General features: G+C 35.3%; 26 protein-coding genes. 14 read left to right on the forward strand and 12 right to left on the reverse strand.

Annotation, left to right across the window (positions count from 1 at the left end; genetic code table 11):
* Position 1: 1 nt before the first annotated feature.
* From C8N28_RS01705 to C8N28_RS01720, 4 genes are read right to left on the reverse strand one after another with little or no spacing between them, the layout of a single operon-like run.
* A complete protein-coding gene (locus C8N28_RS01705; RefSeq protein WP_132220933.1) occupies positions 2-916 on the reverse strand; it encodes a ribonuclease Z in 915 nt (304 codons plus the stop codon).
* A complete protein-coding gene (locus C8N28_RS01710) occupies positions 913-1,302 on the reverse strand; it encodes an STAS domain-containing protein (RefSeq protein ID WP_132220935.1) in 390 nt (129 codons plus the stop codon). The genes C8N28_RS01705 and C8N28_RS01710 overlap by 4 nt, the downstream gene beginning before the upstream one ends.
* Before the next feature lie 19 nt (positions 1,303-1,321).
* Positions 1,322-2,275, reverse strand: coding sequence for a phosphoribosylaminoimidazolesuccinocarboxamide synthase (locus C8N28_RS01715; protein ID WP_132220937.1), 954 nt, complete (start codon positions 2,273-2,275; stop codon positions 1,322-1,324).
* A gap of 10 nt (positions 2,276-2,285) precedes the next feature.
* Entirely contained in the window at positions 2,286-3,257 is a 972-nt protein-coding gene (locus C8N28_RS01720) for a PhoH family protein (protein ID WP_132220939.1), read from the reverse strand.
* A gap of 170 nt (positions 3,258-3,427) precedes the next feature.
* Here C8N28_RS01720 and C8N28_RS01725 point away from each other — a divergent pair, with 170 nt between their 5' ends.
* Positions 3,428-4,213 (forward strand): SAM hydrolase/SAM-dependent halogenase family protein, encoded by a 786-nt coding sequence (locus tag C8N28_RS01725; protein ID WP_132222476.1) that lies wholly within the window; start codon positions 3,428-3,430, stop codon positions 4,211-4,213.
* Position 4,214: 1 nt separating this feature from the next.
* Positions 4,215-4,727, forward strand: a complete 513-nt coding sequence (locus tag C8N28_RS01730) for a hypothetical protein (protein WP_132220941.1) — start codon at positions 4,215-4,217, stop codon at positions 4,725-4,727.
* Between the two features lie 82 nt (positions 4,728-4,809).
* On the opposite strand, the gene C8N28_RS01735 is transcribed toward C8N28_RS01730, so the two are convergent.
* Positions 4,810-5,349: a hypothetical protein gene (locus C8N28_RS01735; protein ID WP_132220943.1), complete on the reverse strand. Its 540-nt coding sequence runs from the start codon at positions 5,347-5,349 to the stop codon at positions 4,810-4,812.
* 46 nt (positions 5,350-5,395) lie between these two features.
* Entirely contained in the window at positions 5,396-6,004 is a 609-nt protein-coding gene (locus C8N28_RS01740) for a hypothetical protein (protein ID WP_132220945.1), read from the reverse strand.
* 234 nt (positions 6,005-6,238) lie between these two features.
* Here C8N28_RS01740 and C8N28_RS01745 point away from each other — a divergent pair, with 234 nt between their 5' ends.
* The 5 genes from C8N28_RS01745 to C8N28_RS01765 all read left to right on the forward strand — a co-directional run bounded on the left by C8N28_RS01745 (position 6,239) and on the right by C8N28_RS01765 (position 12,292).
* Positions 6,239-8,158 (forward strand): tetratricopeptide repeat-containing sensor histidine kinase, encoded by a 1,920-nt coding sequence (locus C8N28_RS01745; protein WP_165870281.1) that lies wholly within the window; start codon positions 6,239-6,241, stop codon positions 8,156-8,158.
* Positions 8,151-8,762: a response regulator gene (locus C8N28_RS01750; RefSeq protein ID WP_132220949.1), complete on the forward strand. Its 612-nt coding sequence runs from the start codon at positions 8,151-8,153 to the stop codon at positions 8,760-8,762. Before C8N28_RS01745 ends, C8N28_RS01750 begins: the two co-directional genes overlap by 8 nt.
* 96 nt (positions 8,763-8,858) lie before the next feature.
* Complete coding sequence (locus C8N28_RS01755; RefSeq protein WP_132220951.1) at positions 8,859-9,530, forward strand: hypothetical protein; 672 nt, start codon at positions 8,859-8,861, stop codon at positions 9,528-9,530.
* 55 nt (positions 9,531-9,585) lie between these two features.
* Complete coding sequence (locus C8N28_RS01760) at positions 9,586-10,428, forward strand: ThuA domain-containing protein (RefSeq protein WP_132220953.1); 843 nt, start codon at positions 9,586-9,588, stop codon at positions 10,426-10,428.
* A gap of 37 nt (positions 10,429-10,465) precedes the next feature.
* The gene (locus C8N28_RS01765) at positions 10,466-12,292 is read left to right on the forward strand and encodes an ABC transporter ATP-binding protein (RefSeq protein ID WP_132220956.1); all 1,827 of its coding nucleotides are present in this window, start codon (positions 10,466-10,468) and stop codon (positions 12,290-12,292) included.
* 152 nt (positions 12,293-12,444) lie between these two features.
* On the opposite strand, the gene C8N28_RS01770 is transcribed toward C8N28_RS01765, so the two are convergent.
* From C8N28_RS01770 to C8N28_RS01780, 3 genes are read right to left on the reverse strand one after another with little or no spacing between them, the layout of a single operon-like run.
* Positions 12,445-13,197, reverse strand: coding sequence for an ABC transporter ATP-binding protein (locus C8N28_RS01770; protein WP_132220958.1), 753 nt, complete (start codon positions 13,195-13,197; stop codon positions 12,445-12,447).
* Between the two features lie 47 nt (positions 13,198-13,244).
* Positions 13,245-13,961 carry a lysophospholipid acyltransferase family protein gene (locus tag C8N28_RS01775; RefSeq protein ID WP_132220960.1) on the reverse strand — a complete coding sequence of 239 codons (717 nt, stop codon included), beginning with the start codon at positions 13,959-13,961 and terminating at the stop codon, positions 13,245-13,247.
* Positions 13,962-13,973: 12 nt separating this feature from the next.
* Positions 13,974-15,089 (reverse strand): fatty acid desaturase family protein, encoded by a 1,116-nt coding sequence (locus tag C8N28_RS01780; protein WP_132220962.1) that lies wholly within the window; start codon positions 15,087-15,089, stop codon positions 13,974-13,976.
* Positions 15,090-15,239: 150 nt separating this feature from the next.
* On the opposite strand from C8N28_RS01780, the gene dinB reads away from it, so the two are divergent.
* The 3 genes from dinB to C8N28_RS01795 all read left to right on the forward strand — a co-directional run bounded on the left by dinB (position 15,240) and on the right by C8N28_RS01795 (position 17,887).
* Positions 15,240-16,331: a DNA polymerase IV gene (gene dinB / locus C8N28_RS01785; protein ID WP_132220964.1), complete on the forward strand. Its 1,092-nt coding sequence runs from the start codon at positions 15,240-15,242 to the stop codon at positions 16,329-16,331.
* A 17-nt stretch (positions 16,332-16,348) separates the two neighbouring features.
* Complete coding sequence (locus C8N28_RS01790) at positions 16,349-17,290, forward strand: helix-turn-helix transcriptional regulator (RefSeq protein ID WP_132220966.1); 942 nt, start codon at positions 16,349-16,351, stop codon at positions 17,288-17,290.
* A 102-nt stretch (positions 17,291-17,392) separates the two neighbouring features.
* Positions 17,393-17,887 carry a DinB family protein gene (locus C8N28_RS01795; RefSeq protein WP_132220969.1) on the forward strand — a complete coding sequence of 165 codons (495 nt, stop codon included), beginning with the start codon at positions 17,393-17,395 and terminating at the stop codon, positions 17,885-17,887.
* 8 nt (positions 17,888-17,895) lie between these two features.
* Here the strand turns inward: C8N28_RS01795 and C8N28_RS01800 are convergent, their stop codons facing one another.
* Positions 17,896-18,972: an SGNH/GDSL hydrolase family protein gene (locus C8N28_RS01800; protein ID WP_132220971.1), complete on the reverse strand. Its 1,077-nt coding sequence runs from the start codon at positions 18,970-18,972 to the stop codon at positions 17,896-17,898.
* 83 nt (positions 18,973-19,055) lie between these two features.
* Here C8N28_RS01800 and C8N28_RS01805 point away from each other — a divergent pair, with 83 nt between their 5' ends.
* The 3 genes from C8N28_RS01805 (at position 19,056) to C8N28_RS01815 (ending at position 20,767) form a co-directional block, all read left to right on the forward strand.
* Positions 19,056-20,174 (forward strand): DUF2914 domain-containing protein, encoded by a 1,119-nt coding sequence (locus tag C8N28_RS01805; protein ID WP_132220973.1) that lies wholly within the window; start codon positions 19,056-19,058, stop codon positions 20,172-20,174.
* 90 nt (positions 20,175-20,264) lie between these two features.
* A complete protein-coding gene (locus C8N28_RS01810; protein ID WP_246012697.1) occupies positions 20,265-20,516 on the forward strand; it encodes a type II toxin-antitoxin system Phd/YefM family antitoxin in 252 nt (83 codons plus the stop codon).
* Positions 20,513-20,767 (forward strand): Txe/YoeB family addiction module toxin, encoded by a 255-nt coding sequence (locus C8N28_RS01815; RefSeq protein ID WP_132220977.1) that lies wholly within the window; start codon positions 20,513-20,515, stop codon positions 20,765-20,767. Before C8N28_RS01810 ends, C8N28_RS01815 begins: the two co-directional genes overlap by 4 nt.
* A gap of 173 nt (positions 20,768-20,940) precedes the next feature.
* Here the strand turns inward: C8N28_RS01815 and C8N28_RS01820 are convergent, their stop codons facing one another.
* Positions 20,941-21,549, reverse strand: a complete 609-nt coding sequence (locus C8N28_RS01820; protein WP_132220978.1) for a master DNA invertase Mpi family serine-type recombinase — start codon at positions 21,547-21,549, stop codon at positions 20,941-20,943.
* Between the two features lie 151 nt (positions 21,550-21,700).
* Here C8N28_RS01820 and C8N28_RS01825 point away from each other — a divergent pair, with 151 nt between their 5' ends.
* Positions 21,701-22,567 (forward strand): TaqI-like C-terminal specificity domain-containing protein, encoded by an 867-nt coding sequence (locus C8N28_RS01825; RefSeq protein ID WP_221410173.1) that lies wholly within the window; start codon positions 21,701-21,703, stop codon positions 22,565-22,567.
* Here the strand turns inward: C8N28_RS01825 and C8N28_RS01830 are convergent.
* The gene (locus C8N28_RS01830) at positions 22,551-26,258 is read right to left on the reverse strand and encodes a DUF7149 domain-containing protein (protein WP_132220980.1); all 3,708 of its coding nucleotides are present in this window, start codon (positions 26,256-26,258) and stop codon (positions 22,551-22,553) included. The genes C8N28_RS01825 and C8N28_RS01830 overlap by 17 nt on opposite strands.
* Positions 26,259-26,399 lie beyond the last annotated feature (141 nt).

Raw genomic sequence — 26,399 nt, forward strand, 5'->3', positions numbered from 1 at the left:
CTTATTCAACAGGAAATGTAACCCCTTCCATAGCTAAAAAAGAATTCTGAAACACACTTTTACTTTCATTCAGTAAAGGTTCCAGATTTCGATAGCGGGCTGAAAAATGCCCGAGAAGTAATTTCTTTGCCAGTACATTTTTAGCAATCACACCAGCTTGTAAAGCTGTAGTATGATATGTTTCAACTGCCCTTAATAACAGGTCATTTAAAAATGTGGCTTCATGATATAATAAGTTCACACCTTTTATAGAATCATGGTAACTACCAGAATCAAGCGTGTCTGAACAAAATGCATAGCTACGCGTTAACGGTGGCGGATAAGTAAGCTCTGCAGATTTATATACTTTACCATCATCAGAAACACAATCCATTCCTTGTTTTAAAACCGGCAAACACTCTGTTGGCACCCCTTGAGCCTTTACGGCCTCTATGTTAATTTTTGCCAATCGGGCTCTTTCATCAAAGCGAAAACCAGTACAAGGAATACGATGATCTAAAGGAAAGCTGCGAACAATAACATCATCATTCTCTAATATTACTTGCTCCTGCGAAGGTTGAACAGGATGAAAAATTAATGGATAACGTAACCTGGTATCAGAATGCAGCAAATGAATATCTATAATTTCCTTTAATTCCGGAGGACCAAATAACGTCAGTTCTTCTTTACGACCAATTAAATGCATGGAAGAAATCAGGCCTACTAAACCTAAATAATGATCTCCATGCAAATGACTGATAAAAATATACTTTATTCTAGAAGATTTTATATTATACTTCATTAACTGAAGCTGGGTTCCTTCTCCACAGTCAATTAAATACAGCTTCTCATTTATATTTAATACTTGCGAAGTCTGGTTACGCCCATAGGCCGGCGTGGCTGAATTACTACCTAATATTGTTAATTCAAATGTCATCCTTCTTCTGATGCCGAAGACCCTCTAAACTCTTTCTCCAATTCTTCCATAAAAACAATATCTTCAGCCTCTTGAATTGTAGGCACCGATAAAAGAACCTCATCTAGCTTACAGATTTCAATCAATTGAGAAATCTCTGAATTAGCATGTGCAAGAATAAAAATCCCTCCCAATGCTTTACACATTCTATGAGCCATCAATGCAGAGCGTAAACCTGATGAATCAATCTCTTCTACTTCAGAAAGATCTAATACAATGTTTCGTTGTCCGTCTGTATTAATGCGAACAAATTCTGATTTAACTTGTGGTGCGGCACTCCCATCCAATACTTTTTCATGTGGTTTCAAAACCACATACCGCTCATGCCTATCAATTGTAAATTTCATCTTGCTCGTATTTGTATTACTATTCTACCTCTAATCTATCTATTGCTGCCAATATATTTGATTCTACTCGTTTATTTATATCTCCCGAATTCGGATAATCAAAATCTTCACCAACTATATGCTCATATAACTCAATATACCGTTCCGAAATAGATTGAACCACTTCATCTGTCATTAGCGGAACCTGCTGCCCCTCTTTTCCTTGAAATCCATTTTCAATTAGCCATTTACGAACAAATTCCTTCGATAATTGTCTTTGCGGATCTCCTGCCTCTTGTAATTTATCATAAGAATCAGCATAAAAATACCTGGAGGAGTCAGGTGTATGGATCTCATCCATCAAATAAATCTGATCTCCTACTTTCCCGTATTCATACTTCGTATCTACTAAAATCAGTCCGCGCTCTGCAGCAATCTCAGCTCCCCTTTTATACAGAGCCTTTGTATATTTTACTAATTTAGTATAATCTTCTCTACTTACAATCCCTTGTTTCAATATTTCTTTCTCAGAGATATCTTCATCATGCCCTACTGCTGCTTTTGTTGTAGGAGTAATGATAGGTTCAGGCAACTTATCATTTTCATTTAAACCATCTGGCAACCTTTCTCCGCACACTTCTCTTTTTCCTAATTGATATTCGCGCCATGCATGACCAGATAAATAACCTCTGATCACCATTTCTACTTTAAAAGGCTTACAAATACGTCCGATACTTACATTCGGATCAGGAACATCAATCAACCAATTCGGGATAATATCCTCCGTTGCTTTGAGTGCTCTTGCTGCAATTAAATTTAAAACTTGTCCTTTAAATGGAATAGCTCGTGGTAAAACTACATCAAATGCAGAGATTCGGTCACTAACAACCATTGCCAGGTATTTATTATCGATGGTATATACATCCCTCACTTTCCCTTTATAAAAGGCAGTCTGCTTAGGAAAATTAAAACTGGTTTCTTTTAAAGCGTTCATCTTTATTCTATTAAATATCTCCGTAAGCAGATAATATACTTTTAACCAATTTATGCCTTACTACATCACTTCCACTCAAATAAATAACATCAATGCCTTCAATATTATCTAGTAGTTTAATAGCCGTGTTTAATCCAGATTGTTGCTTTTTTGGTAAATCTATCTGAGTAACATCGCCTGTAACAATAAACTTTGCAGTTGGCCCCATCCTTGTTAAAAACATCTTCATTTGCATATCCGTTGCATTCTGGGCTTCATCCAAAATAACAAAGCAATTATCCAATGTCCTCCCTCTCATAAATGCCAAAGGTGCAACTTCAATAATCCTGTTTTCCAACATATATTTAAGCTTTTCAACCGGAATCATATCATCCAATGCATCATATAGAGGTCTTAGATACGGATCCACCTTTTCTTTTAAATCACCAGGCAAAAAACCAAGATTCTCACCAGCCTCTACAGCCGGCCGGGTAAGAATAATTCTCTTAATTTCTTTATTTCTAAGAGCTCTAACAGCCAATGCTACGGCAGTATAAGTTTTACCAGTTCCAGCGGGCCCAATAGCAAAAATAATGTCATTCTTATGAATGCTATCAACCATCTTTCTCTGGTTAGGCGTCCTGGCCTTAATAACTACACCATTTGGCCCAAAAACAATAGGTTCTCCCCCACCGGGTGCAACTAATTCTTTCCCTTTTGCAGAACCTTTTTCAACAGTTTTCACTGAGTTTTTAGAATCGTAAATTGTTTCAATATCTCTTTCAATGAGATTATTATATTTCTCAACATGAGCCATTAAGGCATCAAAATACAATCGAAACTCTTCAAGTTCTTTAACATCCCCTAAAACAGTGAGATCGGTACCTCGCGCAACCATCTTTAGTTTTGGAAAATATTTTCTTATTAATTTGAAATGCTCATTTTCCGGACCCCATAATATTTGAGGGTCAATTTGTTCTAGATTAATTTTTATTTCACTCAAATTAATGTTTTTAGAAGGCTAAATTATATGTAATAAATTTGAATCTTTGCAGATCAAATTCCTTACGCAAGATTACTAATAATGGAGCATAAAAAAAAGCAAAATAATTCTGCTTATGTTTGCAAAAATGAGTTAAAACCAAATTTGGATTTGAGGAGACGTTTTTAATGATGGGTATAATTACTTTAACTACTGATTTAGGACATAAAGACTTCTATCAAGCTGCATTAAAAGGAAGCATCTTGTCGCTACATCCTACCGTAAGGATCATTGATATATCTCATGATATTGCACCCTTTGATCTACAACAAGCAGCCTTTATTTTAAAGAATTCTTATCCGTATTTTCCCAAAAAGACAGTGCATTTAATTGGCATTGATTCAGTCTACAACGAAAACACAAAATACCTGGCATTAAAGTACAATGGGTATTATTTTATTGGTGCAGATAATGGAATCTTTTCATTAATTTTTGAAAATCAACCAGAAGAAATAGTAGAATTATCCATTATACAAGACTTGAAATTTCTACATTTCCCATTAACTGATATTTTCGCAAAAGCTGCCTGCCATTTAGCTAAAGGTGGCAAACTAGCTGAAATTGGCGAGCCAGTGACCGAACTCGTTCAGCGACGGGTTTTTGAACCTATTGTAGAGCCTGATGCAATTCAAGGAAGCGTAATTTACATTGATTCATTCCAGAATGTTATAACCAATATCCATAAAGAATTATTTACTAAAATTCAAAAGGAACGTCCTTTTACGCTTTTTTTCAAACGAAACGAAACTATCAATCAATTAAGCTGGCATTATAACGAGGTTCCTGAAGGAGAGAAACTTTGCCTGTTCGGTATCAGTAATTACCTTGAAATTGCCATTAACAAAGGAAATGCCAGTGGATTATTAGGTCTGCAAACTGATAATATCGTAAGAATTGAATTCCAAAATAAAAAGTAAAATGAACTACAAGATATTTTTATTTTTTGTCTTCATACTTTTAAGCTATCAACCACTTTTAGCTCAAGACACCTTAGCTTATGAAGTACAACGTCAGCGAGTAAATTCCTTACTTGACCAACGCAGTGCTCGTTTCGGGCAGTTTGATCAGAGCCTAAAAGCTCGCACAGGAATCTTTGGTTTGAAAACCAAAAAAGATATGCAAGCTTCCATTGATATTTTAAAAGAAATTGTTGCTACCGATAATAATATTTTTAAAGAAACTAAGGTATTATTAGAATACAAAGACATGGAGAAAACCTTCATCTCTTCCGAGGCAGAACAATCAACTAAACGTATCAATGGTTATGTTAACACAATCAGCAAGCTTCAAAAAAACCAGGAAGAGCAGTTACTAAAAATTCAGGAAATCCAACAAACATCGAATCGTTATCTCGTTATTTCTCTCTTCAGTACCCTTGCAGTAATTATACTTGCTTTTCTCCTGATAAAGACTAGAAACAAAAAACGCTAGATAACATCAATACTTTATGCAAAAGCCCCTCTGAAATTCAGAGGGGCTTTTGCATAAAAAATTATAGAAAACCTTTGGTCTTTTAGAACTTAATGGTAATTCCCGCATTCAATACCGAAACACCATAACCTAGTTCAGCATAACCGCCTATTTGTTCACTGAAGAACCATCTTCCACCCAGAAAACCCGAAAAGCCCAAACCACTGCCATAGCTGTTACTCATGGAATCATCATCTCCATCTGAGGAATATTTCACAATATTATACCCAAGCATAACTCCTCCATAAACATCAAGATCCGGAACATTGGTAAAGCCATTATAATGGTAGGCACCTCTTGCACCTACGATCGTGTAGTTCCATTTAGCGGTATATCCCAAATCAGTGTATTTGTAACCGGTATTGCCAATATAACCACCAAGGCTGATCACGCCTGGGCCACCAATATCCCACATGCCATGATCTAGCGATACAGAAATAGCAGGACGCGCTTTTCCTAAGCCGCCTAAAGCGGTTCCCAGGCCTATACCAGCATTTGCCATAGTTGTTCCATTTTGAAATTGCTGCGCATGGACAGCCCCAGCGATAAAGATCACCAAGAGAGTAAAAATTGCTTTTTTCATAATTTATATAGTAATTTAGTTAAAACAAAGTAATTAGATGTTTATCCTACTTTTGACATTTACAAACGGCGCCCCCCACTAAAACTCCATCGACAGTGGCTTCAACATAATGTTTGCGACCAATTATTATTTCCGCTTCCACAGGAACAAGTCCTAACTCCTTAACATCACCTCCTACCTCGTCTTGTTTCATCACTGTCCCTGATACTTTCATACGGATTCGTTGATCAGAATTCTCCACCAGAGTAATGGTAGCATTACCCCATTCACCTTCTTCTTCAAAACCATAAAGAGGAAATAATCCAGACTCATTTGCTTGAAATGACGTTGCACCAAAAAAACCTACAGGATAAGTTCCTTCAGGTAACTTGCTGTTAAAGCGACCATTGTATGCAACAGCATCCATCACAGATTCCTCGCTTGGATCTGTTTTTGCCTGAGTTATCCTAAACGAAAAAATATCCTCCGCAGATGACGTTGTGATCACAATATTATCCTGACCAAACTGATTTGGAAGTGTTGTCTGCCCATCTATTGTAACTTTGTACAAACATTCGGCACTACCTTCCATACCGAGATCATCATTCTCTTTTACACAAGCTGTTGTTGTTAATGCTATAAAGCATAAAGACATCATTTTCTTAATTGCTATCATTATTTTTCTATTTTAGTGTTTACAATTTCTATCCAGAGCCGGCTGACAAATTAATCAACCTCTTTTCCTTTATGATGAAAGCAAAGTTAAGGCGGCCATATTTTATACAATACCCCCCAAATGGGGTTTTTATCAGGCATGTATGCATCGTACCTTTGCTATATGAAAAACTAGAGATAAACCCGTTAATTAAACAGTATGATAATAAGATATATACATAAATACATACAGTATATGTGTCGCTTTTTCTTATACCTGATTTTTGCATTGCTGCCTTTAATCGGCTTTGGGCAATCGGTAGATTCCTTGGAAAAAGTATTAACTACAAAAAAACTTACAGAGGGAGAAAAGATCAAGCTATATCAGGATCTGTCAGACAGATACTCGAACCTTAATATGCAGAAATCCTTGGAATATGCAAAAACAGGACTAACATTAGCTTTACAAACCAAGGATAAAAAAGCGGAAGCCCTATTTTACCAAAATATGAGCTTAGCTTATCTCAAGGGAGGGGTTTATGATTCAGCAACAATTTATTTAGACAAAGCATTACCGATCGCGCAAAAACTTGAAGATGCAAAATTAGAAGCAACACTAAATAGGGTTTATGGCAGCCTTCATGCTTATCAAAACAAGTATGACTTAGCGATGGATTATTATAAAAAATCAGCAGGCATACTTGAAAAAATAAATGACACCTATGAACTGTGCCAGACCTATGCTGGTATCGGCGGTGTTTATCGATTGCTGAGCAACGACGACCAAGCCATGGTATACTATATTAAAGCAGAGCAAATGGCAATAGAGAGTGGAAATCGAGAGCGACTGGCCGACATATATTTAGCCATGAGTTATATATATCGAAATCAGGAAATGAGCAAGGAAGAAGTTGTGCAACCCATTAAGCAGGCAGTTAAAATCTATCAGGAAACAGGTAATAAGTTCGGAGAGAATCAAGCCTTAGCGACTTTGGCGAACACATATAGCTATTATGACGACTATGTCTCAGCCCTGCCTATAGCGCAACAGGCACTACAACAGACCGAAGAAGCAGGTTTTTCGAATTTAATATCCACCAGTGCAACTATATTGTCTGCTATATATTATTATACTGGCAAATACGAAGAATGTATAACGACTGGCCTAAAAGTCTTGCAAATAGATTCGGCTGATGTCAATCTTACCAAGCATGCTTATATCCATCTTTCATTAGCCTACGGACAGTTGGGGCAAATCGACTCCATGGAGTATTATGTAAACCAATTTGTTACAGCACTGGAAGAACAACATAACGAAACTTTTCATAATACACTTTCCGAAATGGAAGTAAAATACGAAACCGAAAAGAAAGAGTTTCAGATCAGTACCTTACAAAGCCAGCGAAAGCTGTATTTATTGCTCGGTATTACCGGTGGATTGATTTTAATAATCGCACTAGCTTTTGTTGTCATACGCTACCGCCTGGCAGTCAGCCGGCGAAAACTTGCTGAAGAAGAAACGCAGCGACTGGAACAAGAAAAACAACTAGTAGCAGTACAAGCCACACTTGATGGCGAAACGGCTGAACGTAGCCGGCTGGCGAGAGACCTGCACGACGGCTTAGGCAGCATGTTGTCTCTAGTAAAAATCAATCTGCCGCAGGTAAAAGGTAATGCAATTCTAGAAGCCGTAGACGTTTCCCGCTTCCAGAAAGCCTTAGGCATGCTGGACGATTCTATACAAGAACTTCGTCGAGTAGCGCATCACATGATGCCCGAATCGCTTCTACGATCTGGATTGAAAGTCTCCTTGACAGATTTCTGCACCGCAATCCCAACCGTACGCTTTCATTATTTTGGAGACGAAGCTCGCCTATCCGGTAATCTGGAGATCATGATATATCGTTGCATTCATGAATTGGTTAATAACGCACTAAAGCACGCAGAAGCTACGCAAATCAATGTGCAACTGATACAAGAAGATAATCGTGTATCTTTCACCGTACAAGATGACGGGAAAGGTTTCAACCAACAAAAGGTAACCGAAGGAATGGGCTTACAAAATATCCGTCAGCGTGTAGCTGCTTTTCAGGGTAAAATGGAGATTTATTCATCGGAAGATGGAACGGAAGTACATGTAGAGCTAAAACTTACAAAAAGCGAACATCATGATTAAAGTAGCCATCGTAGACGACCATAAGATATTGACCGAAGGATTGCAGGGGTTAATTGCTGCGTCTGGATTGGCCACCGTGGTTAATGTAGCACACAGTGCTTCAGAATGCCGGCAATCCTTGGGTTTTTGTAAACCAGATGTATTGTTGCTGGATGTAAGCTTACCGGATATTAGCGGATTAGATTTCTGCAAAGAAGTAAAAACAGAGTTTCCGGAAATAAAGATACTAGCCCTAACCACACACAATGAGTATAGCATCGTGCGCCAGATGCTCGACAACGGTGCTTCAGGGTATTTAATCAAGAATGCCATGACCGAAGAAATATTGGCAGGAATAAAAGCAGTAGCCGCTGGCGAAATATTTCTTTGCCATGAGATCGATATTTTGATGAAGCGCCCGAAAGAGACACATACCTGGCTCAGCCATCGAGAAAAGGAATTGCTGAAATTGGTTGCTGAAGGATTGACAAACAGTGAAATTGCAGAACGGATATTTTTGAGCCCTGAAACTATCAAAAGCTACCGAAAAAACCTGTTACTGAAATTGGATGCTAAAAACACAGCCGTGCTTGTCAGAATAGCACTCGAGAAAAAATTAATCTAATCATCTTCGTAAAAAATTTTCTCAGCTACAAAGGTTAAAAATTTCATTCTTCATTCTTGGCAGAAGATTTGTTTATTTATTCTGAAAACAATTCAAATGAAAAACTCAATTAATATAATAAGGAAATCCTACCCTCTTTTAATCATTTCGTTTGCAATGATATTTATTGGAGCATGTACCGGCAATACAAATCAAAATTCACAAAACATATCACAAACAGACAGTACAAGAAATAAAACCCAAGCAATAGACAGCGTCAAACTAAAGCTTTCTGATAGCGACACAATATTTGTTATTGCAGGAAAATCATTGGGCAGATTTGAATTAAAACAAGAAGTAGAACAAGCTCAGTTATTTAATGTATTAGGAAAGGCCGACAGCGCAGATGCTGCCATGTGTAAAAGTTGGAGTATGTGGTATTTAGACAAACAATCTCCCAAAAAAGAATTGGATGTCTATGCTGTTTGTGATGCTAATGTGGATATGCGAAAAACCATACAAATTTTACGCCTAAGCAATGTAGATTTTATTACAGAGAAAGGAATATCATCCACAAGTACGCTTAGTCAATTAAAAACAGCTTACCCAAATGCAGAAAGCATTGAAGGTATTGAAACATCATCTTCCATAAAAGTCACCCTGATTGATGATATCGCTTCAGGAATTGCTTTTGAGATATCTAATGATAAAATAACATCCGTTGCTATACATACTCCTGGCGAGAAAATTACAGATACCTATTTACCATTCTACAAACAAGTTAATTAAACCCTAAATAGATCGTTGCAGAATTTTATATCTTAGCAGTTAAGGTCTTCTATTTATGAACATACGAACTATAAAACAGGGCATCCCTCTTGTTACTCTTTTCATATTATGTTTCTTATCCATTAACCTCTCAGCTCAGACAAAGAAACCAGACTTTAAGGTTATTGCCTTTTATACTGCTAAAAATGATCAGGCTCACATCAGCTACGTTCATGAAGCAAATAAGTGGTTTCCTCAGGTAGCGAAAGAATATAACTTTACTTATGATTCTACCTCCGATTGGAATAATCTCAATGCAGAATTTCTATCCAAGTATCAGGTAGTCTTATTTCTGGACACACGACCTGAAGATACAGCACAAAGACAAGCCTTTCAACAATACATGGAAAACGGGGGCGGATTCATAGGCTTCCATTTTGCAGGCTTTGCACTTACACCTTCTGATTTTCCACAAAACTGGGATTGGTATCACAATGAATTTTTAGGGTCAGGAAGTTATGTAAGCAATACCTGGCGACCAACATCGGCTGTATTACGCGTAGAGAATCACTCACATCCAGCGACTAAAAATCTGCCCGAAACGTTTACATCATCTCCAAATGAATGGTATCGCTGGCAAAATGATTTAAGAACCAATCCGAATATTGAAATATTACTTTCTATTGATCAAAGCAGTTTTCCTGTAGGAACAGGTCCCAAACCTCATGAGATTTGGCACAGTGGTTATTATCCAGTGGTATGGACAAATAAAAAATATAAAATGTTGTATATCAACATGGGACATAACGATATCGATTATGAAAATGGCACCAATAAAGATTTATCATTTACTTTTACAAACAAAATTCAGAACCAGCTAACCATCGATGCCCTACTATGGATGGGTAAAACCAAATAAATATTATGTATTTTTGGAGCCTATTAGATTAATAAATATGGCACGCAACGTATCGAGCACAAAAGAAGAACTTCCAAAGCCCAAGCTAAATAAAGAGAACATCAAAAGCGTTAAAAAGCTTTTAAAGTACCTAAAACCTTATCAGTTCAAGTTTATCATTGGAATGATATTCCTCTTCCTGTCAAGCATAACCCTACTTGCCTTCCCTGCTCTTTTAGGTGCAATGATAGATGCCGCACAATCTAAACAAACCTATGCATGGTTACCTTCAGATATAGCAACCATTGGTTACATAGCATTCATCATTTTATTCGCTCAAGCAGTCGTATCATTTTTCAGGATCCGCTTATTTGTAGAGGTATCTGAAAAATCAGTTGCAGATATTCGTCGCGACACCTATTTCAACCTCATTACCTTACCCATGGATTTCTTTTCAAACCGTTGGGTAGGAGAATTAAACAGTCGACTTTCTGCAGATCTATCTCAGATTCAAACCACCATGACTACAACATTGGCAGAAATGATCCGCCAACTCATCACCATGATCGGAGGAATAGCCTTCTTAATAATCGTTTCCCCAAAACTTACTCTTCTAAACCTTGCAATCCTACCAGTAATGATCATTGCAGCCGTATTTTTTGGAAGCTTTATCAGGAAACTATCCCGCCAAACTCAAGATCAACTAGCTGAATCAAATACCATCGTACAAGAAACCCTACAAGGAATCTCAAACGTTAAAGCTTTTGTAAATGAAGCATTTGAAGCAGGAAGATATAAAAAATCACTGACTGAAGTTGTACGTATCGCTATGCGCGGTGCTAATTATAGAGGAGTATTCGTTTCATTTATAATCTTCTGTATTTTCGGAGCGGTAATCGGAGTAATTTGGTACGGTTCTGTACTTGTTTTAAATGGAGAAATGACTGTAGGCGATTTAACAACCTATATTTTATACTCTATGTTTGTGGCAGGCTCTATGGGTAGCTTTCCCGATTTATATGCAAATGTTCAAAAAGCAGTTGGTGCAAGCGAACGTGTTATTGAACTCTTAGAAGAAAAACAAGAAGATATTTCTATCAATCCTATTAACAGCAAAGATAGAAAACGTATTTCTGGAAATTTAAGCTTTGAGCATATCAACTTCTCCTACCCTTCCCGCTTAGAATCTCCTGTATTAAAAGATATTTCATTCTCTGTTAAAGCCGGTGAAAAGTTAGCAATCGTAGGACCAAGCGGTACAGGTAAATCAACCATTGCTTCCTTAATTTTAAGGTTCTACAACCCACAAAGCGGACAATTACTATTCGATGGTAATCCAGCTGAAAATTATTCATTAACTGATATCAGAAGTCAGATTGCCATCGTTCCACAAGATGTATTATTATTTGGTGGAACCATCCGCGAAAACATTGCTTACGGAGATCTAAATGCCTCGAATGAAGAAGTGATTGAAGCTGCGAAAAGAGCTAATGCCCATGACTTTGTTACCGGATTTCCCGAAGGCTATGAAACCCTCGTTGGTGAACGCGGTGTTAAACTTTCTGGTGGTCAACGTCAAAGAATCGCCATTGCAAGAGCACTTCTCAAAGATCCCGCGATTCTAATTTTAGATGAAGCCACTTCCTCTCTCGATTCAGAATCAGAACGTTTAGTTCAGGAAGCACTCGAAGAGTTATTGAAAAACAGAACCTCTATCATCATTGCCCATCGTTTATCTACCATCCGTCAAGTAGACAAAATTATTGTAGTAAACGAAGGCCAGGTTATTGAAACGGGAACCCATCAAGAGCTTATTATACGAGAAGGAGGAATGTACAAGTATCTGTCAGAATTACAAACCGAAACCAAACCAATTCATTCTTAAAATGTATTTATAGAATGAGGAAGCTATTTTTTAAAACCTTATTAAAGATCAATAACAAAGCTTTACCCCGATATGCAGGTAAAGATCCCATGAAATTGACTAGCTTTCAGAAGCTAGTTTTAGGTTTCCGATATTGGGTATTAAAAAACGCTTTATAAGCTATTATTTTCGTTGTTTTTTAACTCTTCTAAACGAGGAGAAACACGCTTTACAGAATCATTCATATAATCATCCTCAATTAAACCGTCTCGCATTCTCACAATACGGTGGGCATGTTGAGCAATGTCTTCCTCATGTGTAACCAGGATAATGGTATTTCCTTTGGAGTGAATTTCCTCCAATAAGCCCATTATTTCAATGGATGTTTTTGTATCCAGATTACCTGTAGGCTCATCGGCCAATATAATTGATGGATTATTAATTAAAGCACGTGCAACTGCTACCCTTTGTCTCTGACCTCCAGATAGCTCATTAGGTTTGTGATGAACCCTGTTTCCCAATCCAACATTCTCAAGTGCTGCTTGTGCTCTCTCAGTTCTTATATTTTTATTTACACCAGCATATACTAAGGGCAAGGCTACATTATCCAACGAAGTAGACCTTGGGAGTAAGTTAAATGTTTGAAACACAAAGCCAATTTCCTTATTTCTTACATCGGCTAATTCATCTTCTGACATCTCACTAACACGGATATTATTCAACAAATATTCACCACGTGTAGGTGTATCCAGACATCCAAGAATATTCATTAAGGTCGATTTACCAGAACCAGAAGGCCCCATTAAGGCTACAAATTCGCCTTTATTAACTTTCAAAGAAACCGATTTAATCGCATGAATAGTTTCTGCTCCTATAACATACTTCCTGCCAATATCCGTAATATCTATAAGTGATTGCTCTGTCATTTCAATTATTTTACTGTTAGATACCTAATAGATCAATTTGTTACTAATTAAATGATCCAATTTACTTTATATAATTTATAAACCAGATCATGCAGTTCGTCGGCCGTCAAATTTAATTCTGATACTTCAACAGGCTTCAAAACATGCACATTTACCCTACCAGGCTTAGTGTCATATTTTGCACCATCATCCCAATGTATTTTCCAGGCATCCTCTATAACTACCGGTAATATAGGAATATTCAAATCTACTGCTAATTTAAAAACCCCGTTTTTAAATGTTTGTAATTTTGGCGGATACTCATCCGATATCCCTCCTTCCGGAAAAATAGCAATACTCTTTCCTTCATTCAAATAAACTTCCGCTCGCTTAAATGCCTTATAGGCTGAAATCTTACTAGAGCGGTTAACCGGAATATCAATCGTTCTAAAGAAGAAACCGGTTACCGGATTATGTAATAGCTCATCTTTACCCATAAAGCTAAAGTCAGATTTACAGACCTTCATTAAGGCTGTTATATCTAGATTTGACGTATGGTTTGCACAAATTATATAATTACGAGACCAATCAACAGGTTCATCAGTTTTAACCTTATAACTAATTCCTGCAGCACCAGAAGATAGTAAGGCCAGCATCCTTCTTAGGCGCACAAGAGCCGAAAAGTTTTTAGAACTATTCTTCCCCAAAAAATATAAAAATGGCCACACAAGAATAAAGAAAATGATAACCAACGCTAAATAGAAATTTCTATGAAGGTGTTTCATTTCTAAGAGGCACTAAATTTCACCATGTGCAAATATACTTTCTTTTAGACCACCTTTTACCCCACTCTTTTTAAGCAAAAAGTAATGCGACCGAATTGCTTGATAGGCTGGGTAGCAAGTATATGGAAAACCATATTCTTTTGCATAACGACGAATAATTGGTGTAATTTTAGGATAATATGTATGAGCAACATGCGGAAACAAATGATGCGCAACATGATGAGTAAATCCTCCAAAAAGAAAATTAGCCAGCTTATTGTCTGCACTAAAATCCTTTGTTACCGTTAATTGGTGAATCGCCCAGGTAGTATCCATCTTTCCATCTTCAGGTGGCATCGGGAATACAGCATCCTCATCAACATGTGTTGATATTAAAGCTATTACGCCAAGCATACTTGCAGCAATATGCATAACCAACCATGCAAATACGATTAAATACCAAGGTTGATTTAAAAAGAGAATGGGAACAATTACCAGATAAAAAACATTGAATATTTTAGCAGCAAAAAGCTTAAAGTACTCTATTTTTGGAATACGAAGAATCCTCTTTAAATAATTATCCTTCGTACCAAAGAAATCTTTAAAATCCCTGTTAAACAACCAGTTTAATGTATAAAAAGGATAAATAAACCACATATAAATATGCTGGTATTTATGAATCTTCAATATTGGACTTTCAGGGAAAAGATGAACAATATCGCTTTGCTTAATATCTGTATCCCAGTTTTGCACATTCGGATATGGATGGTGTAGTAATAAATGTCGCTTAGACCAAATGTAACTATTACTACCAAACAGTTCTAAAACATACATAAATCGTTTATTCAGCTTTTTATTCTTGAAAACAGCCCCATGAGCTGCATCATGAAAAGCGTTGATAAACAATATCATGGTAGAAAACCCTAGAAAAATATAGAAGAGAAAAAGCAACCAAACGTTATTACCAAAGATCAGGATACAAGCGTAAAGAATAAAATAGAATAATAATACGCTGATAGATTTAATAACATTTTTACGTTGAATAGACGTATCCGTTAACACATTATCCTGAACTTCCTTTTGTAGCTTTCTAAAAAAATCATTGGGGCCTGCTTTCTTATAGGTAGGTCTAATAAATATTTGTTCCATGCTTGCTCAAAAAAATAAATCGTCTGTAATTAATATTAAACGTATTTCGCAAAAACCGTGCTATCAATTATAAAACTGATGTTTTAATTTGGTACGTAAAAATACAAATTATTAAAAGAAATTATTACATTATCACAAATGAACACCTCTATGATCGAAGAGAAAATCTATCGTAAGATAATCCATATTGATATGGATGCATTCTTTGCATCGGTAGAGCAGCGTGATTTTCCAGAATATAGAGGCAAACCTTTAGCCGTTGGTGGTTCTCCCGAAGGCCGTGGCGTTGTAGCTGCAGCAAGTTATGAAGCTCGCGTCTTTGGAGTACGATCAGCAATGCCTTCACATAAAGCGATAAGTCTTTGTCCTCATATCTTATTCGTACGACCCCGTTTTGATGTTTATAAAAAAGTATCTGGCAGCATTCGTGAGATCTTCAAAAGATATACAGATCTCATAGAACCCCTATCTTTAGATGAGGCTTATTTAGATGTGAGTTATGATAAACTAGGTATAGGATCAGCCCTGGATATTGCCAAGCAAATTCGAGAAGCCATTAAGGCGGAGCTAAATCTTACCGCTTCAGCAGGTATTTCAATCAATAAATTTGTAGCAAAAGTAGCATCAGATATTAATAAACCAGACGGTATTACCTTTATTGGCCCCTCAAAAATTGAAGCCTTTATGGAAACTTTACCCGTTGGAAAGTTTTACGGCGTGGGTAAAGTAACAGCCAAAAAGATGGGACAAATGAATTTACATACTGGAGCCGATCTTAAAAGACTAACAGAACCCGAACTGGTAAAACACTTCGGCAAACAGGGACATTTTTTCTATCGCATAGTTCGCGGAATCGATGACCGGCCAGTGCAGCCTAACCGAGAAACAAAGTCAATCAGCGTAGAAGATACCTTTGAGCATGATTTAACCCGCTTAAAAGATATGGACTTTGAACTGGAAAAGATTGCTGAGAGATTAGCAGGGCGTTTGCAAAAGCACCAACTTAAAGGTCGGACAATCACCCTAAAAATTCGGTTTAATGACTTTTCAATCATCAATCGAAGTAAATCTTTACTTCAAAACACAAATGACCTATCCATCATTTTGCAGACAGTAAAAGAGCTTTTATCAAAAGAATTATCTGCAGAAGATAAAAGAGTGCGGCTCTTAGGGATTACCCTTTCCAATTTCAATGAAATCACTATCATAAATAAAAACCCACAACAATTACGTTTATTTTAGCAAACTAATTAAACACCATGAACCGATTAGATCGTATAACCGCTATCCTTATTCAACTACAATCCAAACGGGTTATAAAAGCACAAGAAATTGCCGATCGTTTTCAAATTAGTTTAAGAACCGTTTACAGAGATATCAGGAGCTTAGAAGCAGCTGGAATCCCTATAATTGGAGAAGCCGGAGTAGGTTATTCAATTATGGATGGATATCGACTACCACCCATTCAATTTACAAAAGAAGAAGCAACAACCTTTTTAATGGCTTCAAAAATTGTAGAGAAATATACCGATGCAAAGAATTATCAACTTTACGAATCTGCCCTATTTAAAATCAAAGCTGTACTAAGAACCGTAGAGAAAAACTATCTTGAAGACATTGCTCCACATATTCTTGTCCTTAACAATTACCAGCAAGAAAGCACTACTAACAATCAATTTCTTCAAAATATCTTAAATGCAATCAATGAAAAGAAACTTGTTTCATTAAAGTATAAGAATATAAATGCAGAGAAAATCACTCAACGTGATATTGAAACCGTTGGAATTTATCTTCAAAATAGCTTTTGGTATCTCATTGCTTATTGCCGTTTAAGGAATGACTATCGAACATTCAGAACCGACAGAATATTAAACTTCGATATCCTAGATGAATGTTTTCAAACACAGCACCCCACATTAAAAGAATATCTAAAAATCAAATCTGAGCAAGAAGATTTACAAACGGTAGTACTATTGGTGGAAAAAATACTCGCTGGCCATATCACCACTCAAAAATACTATTACGGCTTTGTATCTGAAGAAGAAAAAGGAGATCAAATAGAAATGACATTCCTAACTGCTTCATTAAGAGCTTTTGCCGGATGGTATTTAACATTAGCCAAGCGTGCTGAAATCGTATCACCAAGTTCCTTAAAGCAAGATGTTCGAAATATGATTGCTGAAATTGCAAAAAAAGTATAAAATATTTTTTCTGCTGACATAGGGTTGTCAGCATCCCGTCGTTTCTTTGTTATATAATTAGAAATTGAATTAAAGATTCATCACCATTTTAAAATAAACATTATGAAACAGACAGAAGCATTCCTAAAAGAACTAAAAAATGAAAGCGTAACAACAAGAAAAATGTTATCTATAGTACCCGATGACAAATTTGATTGGCAGCCCCACCCTAAGAGTATGACTATAAAAAGATTAGCCGCACATATTGCAGAACTTCCTGGCTGGGTTGGCATGGCATTAAATACAACTGAATTAGATTTTCAGAATAATCCCTACCAACCAAAAGATATCAATACCACAAAAGAATTACTAGTCGAATTTGAGAACAACGTCGCCGATGGTATAAAGCAGTTTGAAAATGCCAATGAAGATCAGCTTTCAGAAACATGGGTTTTAAGAAACGGCGATCAAATATTGAGCACAGGAACAAAAGCAGATATAATTAGAATATCATTATCTCAAATCATTCATCACAGAGCACAGCTTGGTGTATTCTTACGTCTGTTAGATATCCCAATTCCAGGAAGCTATGGACCAAGCGCCGATGAGACGTTTTAGAAAACCCATCAGATAATTTTATGTTTCTTGAGAACTTCCAACACTATCGGTTGGATTTTCTCAAGCATTCTGGAAAAGCCAACATCGGTAGGATGAGTACCATCAACCGTACCTTCATGATCATCGCCCAAAAGATCTTTTCCTTCGATAAAATAAAGATTTTTGATCCCTTGATCCTGCAGCTTTTTAAACTCAATGCCTATTTGTTCATTTTGCTTTCTTACCCTTTCACCAACTTCCTGATTCCAGAAACCACTTTCCCTAACAAGGCTCTGCATAATAATAATTGGTGTTTCCGGGTGTTCACTTCTAATCTTTTTAATAAAAGACTCTGTCCGTTCTGCTACAATATCAGCTGTTGAGTTGGGAACAAAATCCAGGATGAACAGATCAGCTTGCATTGGTGCAATCATATCTGCAACTGCAGGTTCAATTTTAGCACTACCGCTCAAACCAAGATTGATAAAGTTCAAACCCGTACTTCGGGATAATTGAGCCGGATAAGCCAATCCTGGCCGACTAGCAGAAGCACCCTGAGCAATGCTTGACCCATATACCAGAATCTGCTTTTTAAAAGGGTTCTCCAATTCCTGAAATTCGGCTGCATTTGAAACACCAACCTCAAGACTTTTCACTTCATCATATAGAGGCAGGTATAACAGAAATTCCTTCTCACTACTATCCATATGATCAACCAGCGTATATTCATTACATTCCTTCGTTGCAGGATTACCACTACCTGCAAACTGCCATTTTCCTTCCTTATTTTTTATATAAATATCAAGCCCTTTATAAGCTATCGCCGTCATATTCGGTGATACACCTCTACTGGTTACACACCATTTTGCCTTAACATATTCGCTATTACTTTTAAAACTCACGAACAATCCTGCACCGTTAGTCAGCAATCTTTTCACATTGCCGGGTATGTTTGGATATCGGGTAGTATCAATACGATGGAAAGAATTTCCATTATCTTCAGCCTTGCCATAAACAGTTAATCGGTGATACTGACTTGTTTCTTCAGTCTGACCATAGGTTAAACCAGATATAAAAATGAAAAGGATTATTAAGGGTGTTTTCATAAAATAAAGATAGTTAATATGAATTAACCCACAATCATAATTAGATCTTTAAAAAACCTTAATTTAACTGGTTGAAAAGAACAATGAAAAGAGCATTAGTACGATTTAGAAATAGCGCATTTCGAAAATATATTCGAAAACATGAAAAGCATTTACCTGTACTATTTTTCATGGGAGGATTCATCTTTGACACTATGACATTAGGCAGAATAGATCGTGTATATGATCTTACTATTCTTTGCTTACATATGATATTTCTAACGATTAATATCTATCTCTTTAATTTAGCTGATGATGAAAAGTGGAAAAACACCTTTATCGAAAGATTCGAGATTTACCTTCCTTTAGCCATACAGTTTTCTTTTGGAGCACTTTCAAGTGCATACGTCATTTATTTTTCACGAAGTGTCTCTCTATCAAAGACAGCTTCATTTTTCATCATTTTAGTTTTTATACTATTCGCAAACGAATTACTGAAAAAACGAATTTCAAATAAATACTTGCAGTTTAGTGTACTCTATTTTTTAAGCTTTACATTTTTCAGCTTTATAATCCCTGTTTTTATCAGAAAGATGAATCAAGATATTTTTCTGATCTCTGGCTTTACCAGTTTAGCTTATATTTTCTGCCTATTGATTTTTATCTATCTAGTAAGTCCCAGCACTCGCAAAGAGATTCATTTGGGAAAAATGATCAGTATGATATTGATACTTTATACAACATTAAATTTCTTTTATTTTTTTAAACTGATTCCTCCTGTGCCCTTAGCATTGGAAGATGGAATTGTTGCGCACCAAGTAGAGATAAGCAACAATAAGTATAAAGTTATATATGAGGCAGACGAATGGTATATATTCTGGAGAGACCATCGATTAAAATTCACTCACCGTCCAAATGAAGATGTTTATATTTTTACTTCCATATTTGCTCCTACAAACCTGGAAAAAGCTATTGCACATCGTTGGAAATGGTTAAACCCTGCTACTAAAAACTGGGAAATTGTAGAAGATATTGCTTATGAAATTAAAGGTGGCAGAACAGGCGGTTATCGAGGATATACCTACAAAAACAATGTTAAGAACGGAATCTGGAAAGTTGAAGTCATTACTGTAGACGAAGAACTTGTTTTAGGAGTGGTAGATTTTGAAATCGTTTCAGGATCAAGTACAAAACAAATAGATTTAAAAGAAAGAAGATTTTAGTCAAAGAGAGATTTCGTAAATCATTATCATAAGCCAGTACACAATGTACAACATATTGTACAATTATAAAATCTTCTTATATTTGTTATTATGATTACAACCTATTCAGATTTCAGACAAAAGCTAAAGAAATACTTGGATGAGGTATTTAAAAGCAATAGTCCCTTATTTGTCACCCGTACAAAGGGTGAAAATATCGTAGTACTTTCAGAATCAGATTACGAAAGTATTATGGAAAGTTTTTATTTACTAAAATCTCCGAAAAATGCGGAACGGCTTCAACGAGGAATTGAGCAGTATCAGCAAGGAAAAGCTCAACCAAAGAATCTTATCGAAGAATGAAAGTTATTTTTGTCGATGGTGCTTGGGAAGACTACTTATATTGGCAACAGACTGATAAATCAATGCTAAAAAAGATCAACGGCCTAATTAAAGAAATATTGAGAACTCCTTTCCAAGGAACAGGTAAGCCTGAACCTCTAAAAGAAAATTTATCTGGATTTTGGTCAAGACGTATAAATCAAGAACATCGCCTTGTGTATAAAGTCGAGGATGGAGTTGTTATAGTTCTTCAATGCAAGTATCACTATTAAAACCCTCCTCAATCTTTATAACCAATAAACTACTTTTTATACCAAACTCCTAATATCCTACTCGGATTAAATTCTTTATTATTCAAATAGGCGTTTGCATAAGAGAAATAAAGAAAGGTTTTTGGAGCAGCCAACATTTGTATCGGCAAGAATTGGAGATTGACTTTTAATATTTAATTGTTAAGGATTTGGTGATGTCTATTTACAAAACTCGAAACAGTTAATCTATGCACGCCCAGTATTCTTCCAATCGCACTATAAGACACTTTTCTTTCCAATAAATCCTTGATCTTTTTCTCTTGACCTGTAAGTTTCGTTTTCGAGGATTTACTTCCTTTAGGACGACCAAGAATCACACCTTCTGCTTTTTTCCGAGCAAGAGCTTCTTTAGTTCGTTGAGAAATAAGATTTCGCTCTATCTCAGCAGATAATCCAAAGGCAAATGCCAATACTTTAGAATTTATATCACTGCCTAAACGATAATTGTCTTTAATAGTCCAAACTTGAATATCCCTATTCATACATTCATTAAGCACACCCATAATCATTAAAAGATTTCTTCCCAAACGAGACAATTCAGAACAAATTAGAATGTCCTCTTTTTTCATTTTTCTAAGAAGCTTACCTAATTTTCTTTCATCTACATTTTTCGAACCTGAAATAGTCTCTTCTATCCATTTGTCTACTACATATACACTTTTCTTACAAAATTGGTTGATTTCGTACCGTTGATTTTCAACTGTCTGTTTGTCTGTACTTACTCTGATGTAACCGTAAATCATAATTTTATCTGTTTAAATGAACAGTAAAAGTATTGTATAATTTAAATCAGTTCTGTCTAAATTAAAACAGACTATTATTATATGCAACCAAATCAGCGTTTACTTTAGACAGCATGCAACTATCTCTCAATTTAAGGGTTCAGAAAGTTGGGTGATTTTAAGCCCGATTGAACAAGGAATTAAGGCTAAAATAGAGGCTGTAGGAACGCCTCTTAAGGATTGGGACATTAATATAAATCGAGGTATCTTGACTGGGTATAATGATGCTTTTATAATTGACGGGAAGAAAAAAGCTGAACTTATAACCTTAGACCCTAAATCTGCTGATATTATACGACCAATACTTAGAGAGCGTGATATCAAGCGATATTCACATGAATTTGCTGATTTATGGCTTATTTATATACCTTGGCATTTCCCTTTGCATAATGATCCAACTGTAAAAGGCGCATCGCTAATTGCCGAGCAAGCCTTTGAAAATCAATACCCTTATATATATGCACACCTCTTGAAATACCATGTGGAATTGTCTAACAGAAACAAATCCGAGACCGGAATACGGTATGAATGGTATGCTTTACAACGTTGGGGAGCAAATTATTGGGAGGATTTTTCTAAACAGAAAATCATATGGAAAATTATTGGCGACCAAATGGCTTTTTCTATGGATTCTAGTAATCTTATGGTAAATAATGCTTGTTATATCTTGACAGGTGGCAATTTAAAATACCTATTAGCCGTTTTAAACTCACGTATAATAAAATGGTATAGCTATCTAACTAACATGAATAAGACAGGTGTAGGAGATATGCAAATAGGTGCTCAAAATGTAATACTTTTTCCAATTCCTCGTATTTCTGACGCTGAACAAAAGTCAATTTCGGAATTAGTACAAGGAATTTTAACAATGAAAGAAAATAACGAAGAAACAACTAAATTTGAAGCAGATATTGAAATATTAACCTATGAATTGTATGGTCTAACTAAAGAAGAAATTGCATTTATTGAAGCTCAATAAATGCAATTTCTTCTTTAGTTAGCTTAAATGAATTATATATAATTAAATCAATATTTTCCGAATTTTCTATCGACACATTTTTGCTTAAGCTAATTAATTGATTTGCTATCCCGGATGTATTTGGCATTGGAAAATTTTCAAAAAATGTATGTTTCATACGAATTCCATTTTCGCCTAATCCTCCACCACCATAAAATGTCTTTACCGCATAAAAGAATAATTTTGAATTCAAAATAGTAATCAGCACGTCGAGATTTTCTCCAGTTATAATTCTTGCCGTGTCCAAGCATAGATATTTACCATCTTCATCCAACATAAAACTTGGTTCCTGAACCATCTCTTGAAATATGATTTTCTGTTTAGAAAAATCCTCCATATATGCGCAGTTCCTTAAATTATAAGGAGTAATCCCTTTATCAGTTCTCTTTTCAAGTTCAGAATAATATTGGTCAAGATGTTGTTTAATCGCGGGATAATCGTCTATATTTATGGGTTTTATACTTTGTTCTCTTATGCCATTATGGCTATTAATCAGCCACAAATCAGCAAATTCATGTGAATATCTTTTAACGTCCCTGCCGCGTAAAATAGGTCGTATAATATCAGCAGATTTAGGGTCTAAGGTTATAAGTTCAGCTTTTTTCTTCCCGTCAATTATAAAAGCATCATTAAAACCTGTTTTAATGCCGTAGTTTATACTAATTTCCCAATTTTTTAGCGGTGTGCCTATAGTTTCTATTTTAGCCTTTATTTGCTGCTCAATGGGGCTTAGGATTGTCCAATTAGTAGGGGTAGTAAAACTGGTTGTAATTCCAAACTGCCTAATATAAACGCTCAAATTACTTAACACCTTTTCTTTGACGACACAGGTTAACGTTTTTTGTTGATTTTTATCCTTAGAAAACATTAAGATATTAGTATCTACAGTCGCTGTATCAAAAATTTGTGTGCCTCCAAAATCGACTAAAACCAAAGGATTGCTCTTCTCTATAAAAAACTTCCTTAAACTTTCTCCATAACCAGCCCTCATCCATTTATTGGATGTAATAAAAATCAATAATCCCTTATTTTTTAAAATTCGATGCCCTAATTCATAAAACAAACTATAGATATCTCCTGTACGAGCGAATGTTTCATAACCGACTTTTTGTAAAGCATCGCTATCAGCTCCCATTTTCTGCAATTGAATATATGGTGGGTTTCCAATAATTGCATCAAAACCAATAAAGTCGCCGTCATCATTTAATACTTCGGGAAATTCAATTCGCCATTCAAAAGCATTTTCGTAAATCTTATTATTCTTAACCTCTTCTCTAAAAGCTTCAATCTTTTGGATTTTATCTTCAAGGCTTTTTTTATCCTTTTGTTGAGCTTTAGTTAAGGTGACTGTAAATAACTGATCACTGCCATATTTATTAAAATATTCTGCATTCAGTAATTGTAAACTTCTTATTTCTTTACTATTTCTACTAATCTCACTCTTGAAATTGCCCTTTATATCATTAATTAATATTTCTAATTTTCTTTTTTGATCTTTACTCTTTGCATTACGATAATCAGAAACTGCATTTCTATAATCATCAATCGAAATTTTGCTGCTCTTCAAAGCAGACTTCAAATCACTATCAAAACCAAAGCGGCTGATTAAAGAATTACCATTCTTAATATTAATATCAATATTTGGCAATGTTTCTAATTCTGTTTTTGTCTTATAATATGAATTCTTTAACAATTCAATCCACAATCGCAGACGACAAATCTTTACAGAGTTTGGATTAATATCAACTCCAAAAAGACAGTTCTCAATAATAATCTGCTTTTCATAAAACAATGTCTCTTGTATACGCTGACTCTCTCTGTTACTTGGATTATACTCAAATAATTCCCCGTCCTTACCGGTAATAATTAACTCATCATTTTCTACTTCAACACAATATTCTCTTAATCGCTTTCCATCCTTATCTTGCAAAATCTCCAACTCACTTTTTATAGCGATTAATTCATTTAGTGCAGAAACTAAAAAATGGCCCGAACCAACAGCTGGATCGCAAATTTTGATACTATTTATAATCTGGTTTGCTTCATCTAAATCTTCAATTTTATTATATAATTTAGAAAACTCTTCACAGTTCCAACCTTTGACTTCGTTAAATTTTTGAATAACAGTTCTTCTTAAAATCTCCTTGCACATATACATAGTAATCACCCCTGGAGTAAAAAAAGACCCATCTTTGTAGCCATTAATTTTTTCAAAAATTAACCCAAGTACAGAAGCATTAATTAATGTCTTATTACCTTCTTGAATTTCTTCAGCCCCTTCACTACTAAAATCATACGAATCTAAAAATTGAAAAAGGTACTCTATAGTTGATAAGTTCCCTACCCTTCTATTACCTTGTTGATCTTTTAAAACAGTCGTTGAAAGAATAGGAATTTTTTTATCATCTTTTAAATTACTGATAAATAAAGTAGAATGTTCTATTTCTGTAGGTTCAAAAAGTGAACTATTTAAATAAGGTACTTTTTCGAATATCTTTTTTACATCGTCATTCCTTTCCTCATGTTTACGTGCTAAAACCTGAAAAAACAAGCTGTTTAAATCATCGTATTCCTTGATTCTATCTAGATTCAAAAATGAATATGACTTATCGCCTTTATGGTATTTAATGAGCTGTGCTTCAAGTAATTTAAGAAATAGTACACGATTTATCCAAGTGATATTTAAAGTTAAGGCTACATTAAACAATCGTTCCTGATGATTTTCACCATATAGAAAAGCTTTATCTAATCTGGTCATTTTGTCCAAACTATCTAATTGGATAATAGTATCTTCTATGATAGTTCCGGAATTTCGCTTACCATCTTTATTGCGTTCTATTAACCTTTTCCCTCCTTCTTTCGTTTCTACCAGACCAATAATATGAAGCAATTCATTATAAAATTGTTTATCTAACGTATTACTATCATTCGTAAATGGGAGTTTCAAAAGATGCTCAGGAGACAATAATTTGAATAAAGCAATTAACTTATTATCATCCTTTTTATCGTCGTTCCTAACAATATCTTGGTAATCCCGAATATCAAAATGAGTAAATTCTATTTCTTGGACGATAGATTCAATAGCTGGTTTTGCAATTTCCGAATAAAAGAAATCAGTCGTTTTACCTGATAATCTGCCATTTATAAACTCCTCAAATTTCCATACCAAATCCTTATTTTTAGCAAATAAACGTTCAAAGACATGAACGTCAAAGAAATACCACTCATAAATATTAGTAATAATTAAACTTTTTACTTCAATGTTTTTATGCGTAACTCGTTCTTGTAAATAATAAAATACTAATTCTTGAAGAGCCTTAACGTTTAAGTTAGATAAACTTACCATCTCGCTCTTATTTGAAAGTTTCTTAGCTTCAAGAATCACCCCTACTGAAGTACTGGCTTTATCTCCATTATGGATTACAAGATCTTTTCTTCCTTTTGTATTTATAAAATGATTAGGATCATAATAAGTCTTCTTAAGGAAGTCAATAATTATATTTTTATGGAACTCTTCTGATTCATTATCATTAATTCTGTCAATCAATTGAATCAGATTATTCTTGAAACTCTCTATTTCAACCCTGTTTGGTTTTACTTTCAGAAAAGCTTTATTTAACGCTTCTCTAGGCTTCAATACTTTAATTTCCATCCGTCTTATTTCTGCTTTAAATCAGTTAGTCCATTTATATCTACTCACCTTCTCTATAGAAAATGATAAATACTAATAACATTCAAAATTCACTTTACCTTAAACAGTATCCAAGAATCTGAATTACTGCTCTATTTCTTA

The sequence above is a fragment of the Albibacterium bauzanense genome, assembly GCF_004339765.1.
GTDB lineage: Bacteria > Bacteroidota > Bacteroidia > Sphingobacteriales > Sphingobacteriaceae > Albibacterium > Albibacterium bauzanense.

Coding starts and splice junctions, on each gene's coding strand:
- C8N28_RS01705 (WP_132220933.1), bottom strand. CDS start 916: ATGACATTTGAATTAACAATATTAGGTAGTAATTCAGCCACGCCGGCC.
- C8N28_RS01710 (WP_132220935.1), bottom strand. CDS start 1,302: ATGAAATTTACAATTGATAGGCATGAGCGGTATGTGGTTTTGAAACCA.
- C8N28_RS01715 (WP_132220937.1), bottom strand. CDS start 2,275: ATGAACGCTTTAAAAGAAACCAGTTTTAATTTTCCTAAGCAGACTGCC.
- C8N28_RS01725 (WP_132222476.1), top strand. CDS start 3,428: ATGGGTATAATTACTTTAACTACTGATTTAGGACATAAAGACTTCTAT.
- C8N28_RS01730 (WP_132220941.1), top strand. CDS start 4,215: ATGAACTACAAGATATTTTTATTTTTTGTCTTCATACTTTTAAGCTAT.
- C8N28_RS01735 (WP_132220943.1), bottom strand. CDS start 5,349: ATGAAAAAAGCAATTTTTACTCTCTTGGTGATCTTTATCGCTGGGGCT.
- C8N28_RS01740 (WP_132220945.1), bottom strand. CDS start 6,004: ATGATAGCAATTAAGAAAATGATGTCTTTATGCTTTATAGCATTAACA.
- C8N28_RS01745 (WP_165870281.1), top strand. CDS start 6,239: ATGTGTCGCTTTTTCTTATACCTGATTTTTGCATTGCTGCCTTTAATC.
- C8N28_RS01750 (WP_132220949.1), top strand. CDS start 8,151: ATGATTAAAGTAGCCATCGTAGACGACCATAAGATATTGACCGAAGGA.
- C8N28_RS01755 (WP_132220951.1), top strand. CDS start 8,859: ATGAAAAACTCAATTAATATAATAAGGAAATCCTACCCTCTTTTAATC.
- C8N28_RS01760 (WP_132220953.1), top strand. CDS start 9,586: ATGAACATACGAACTATAAAACAGGGCATCCCTCTTGTTACTCTTTTC.
- C8N28_RS01765 (WP_132220956.1), top strand. CDS start 10,466: ATGGCACGCAACGTATCGAGCACAAAAGAAGAACTTCCAAAGCCCAAG.
- C8N28_RS01770 (WP_132220958.1), bottom strand. CDS start 13,197: ATGACAGAGCAATCACTTATAGATATTACGGATATTGGCAGGAAGTAT.
- C8N28_RS01775 (WP_132220960.1), bottom strand. CDS start 13,961: ATGAAACACCTTCATAGAAATTTCTATTTAGCGTTGGTTATCATTTTC.
- C8N28_RS01780 (WP_132220962.1), bottom strand. CDS start 15,089: ATGGAACAAATATTTATTAGACCTACCTATAAGAAAGCAGGCCCCAAT.
- dinB (WP_132220964.1), top strand. CDS start 15,240: ATGATCGAAGAGAAAATCTATCGTAAGATAATCCATATTGATATGGAT.
- C8N28_RS01790 (WP_132220966.1), top strand. CDS start 16,349: ATGAACCGATTAGATCGTATAACCGCTATCCTTATTCAACTACAATCC.
- C8N28_RS01795 (WP_132220969.1), top strand. CDS start 17,393: ATGAAACAGACAGAAGCATTCCTAAAAGAACTAAAAAATGAAAGCGTA.
- C8N28_RS01800 (WP_132220971.1), bottom strand. CDS start 18,972: ATGAAAACACCCTTAATAATCCTTTTCATTTTTATATCTGGTTTAACC.
- C8N28_RS01805 (WP_132220973.1), top strand. CDS start 19,056: ATGAAAAGAGCATTAGTACGATTTAGAAATAGCGCATTTCGAAAATAT.
- C8N28_RS01810 (WP_246012697.1), top strand. CDS start 20,265: ATGATTACAACCTATTCAGATTTCAGACAAAAGCTAAAGAAATACTTG.
- C8N28_RS01815 (WP_132220977.1), top strand. CDS start 20,513: ATGAAAGTTATTTTTGTCGATGGTGCTTGGGAAGACTACTTATATTGG.
- C8N28_RS01820 (WP_132220978.1), bottom strand. CDS start 21,549: ATGATTTACGGTTACATCAGAGTAAGTACAGACAAACAGACAGTTGAA.
- C8N28_RS01830 (WP_132220980.1), bottom strand. CDS start 26,258: ATGGAAATTAAAGTATTGAAGCCTAGAGAAGCGTTAAATAAAGCTTTT.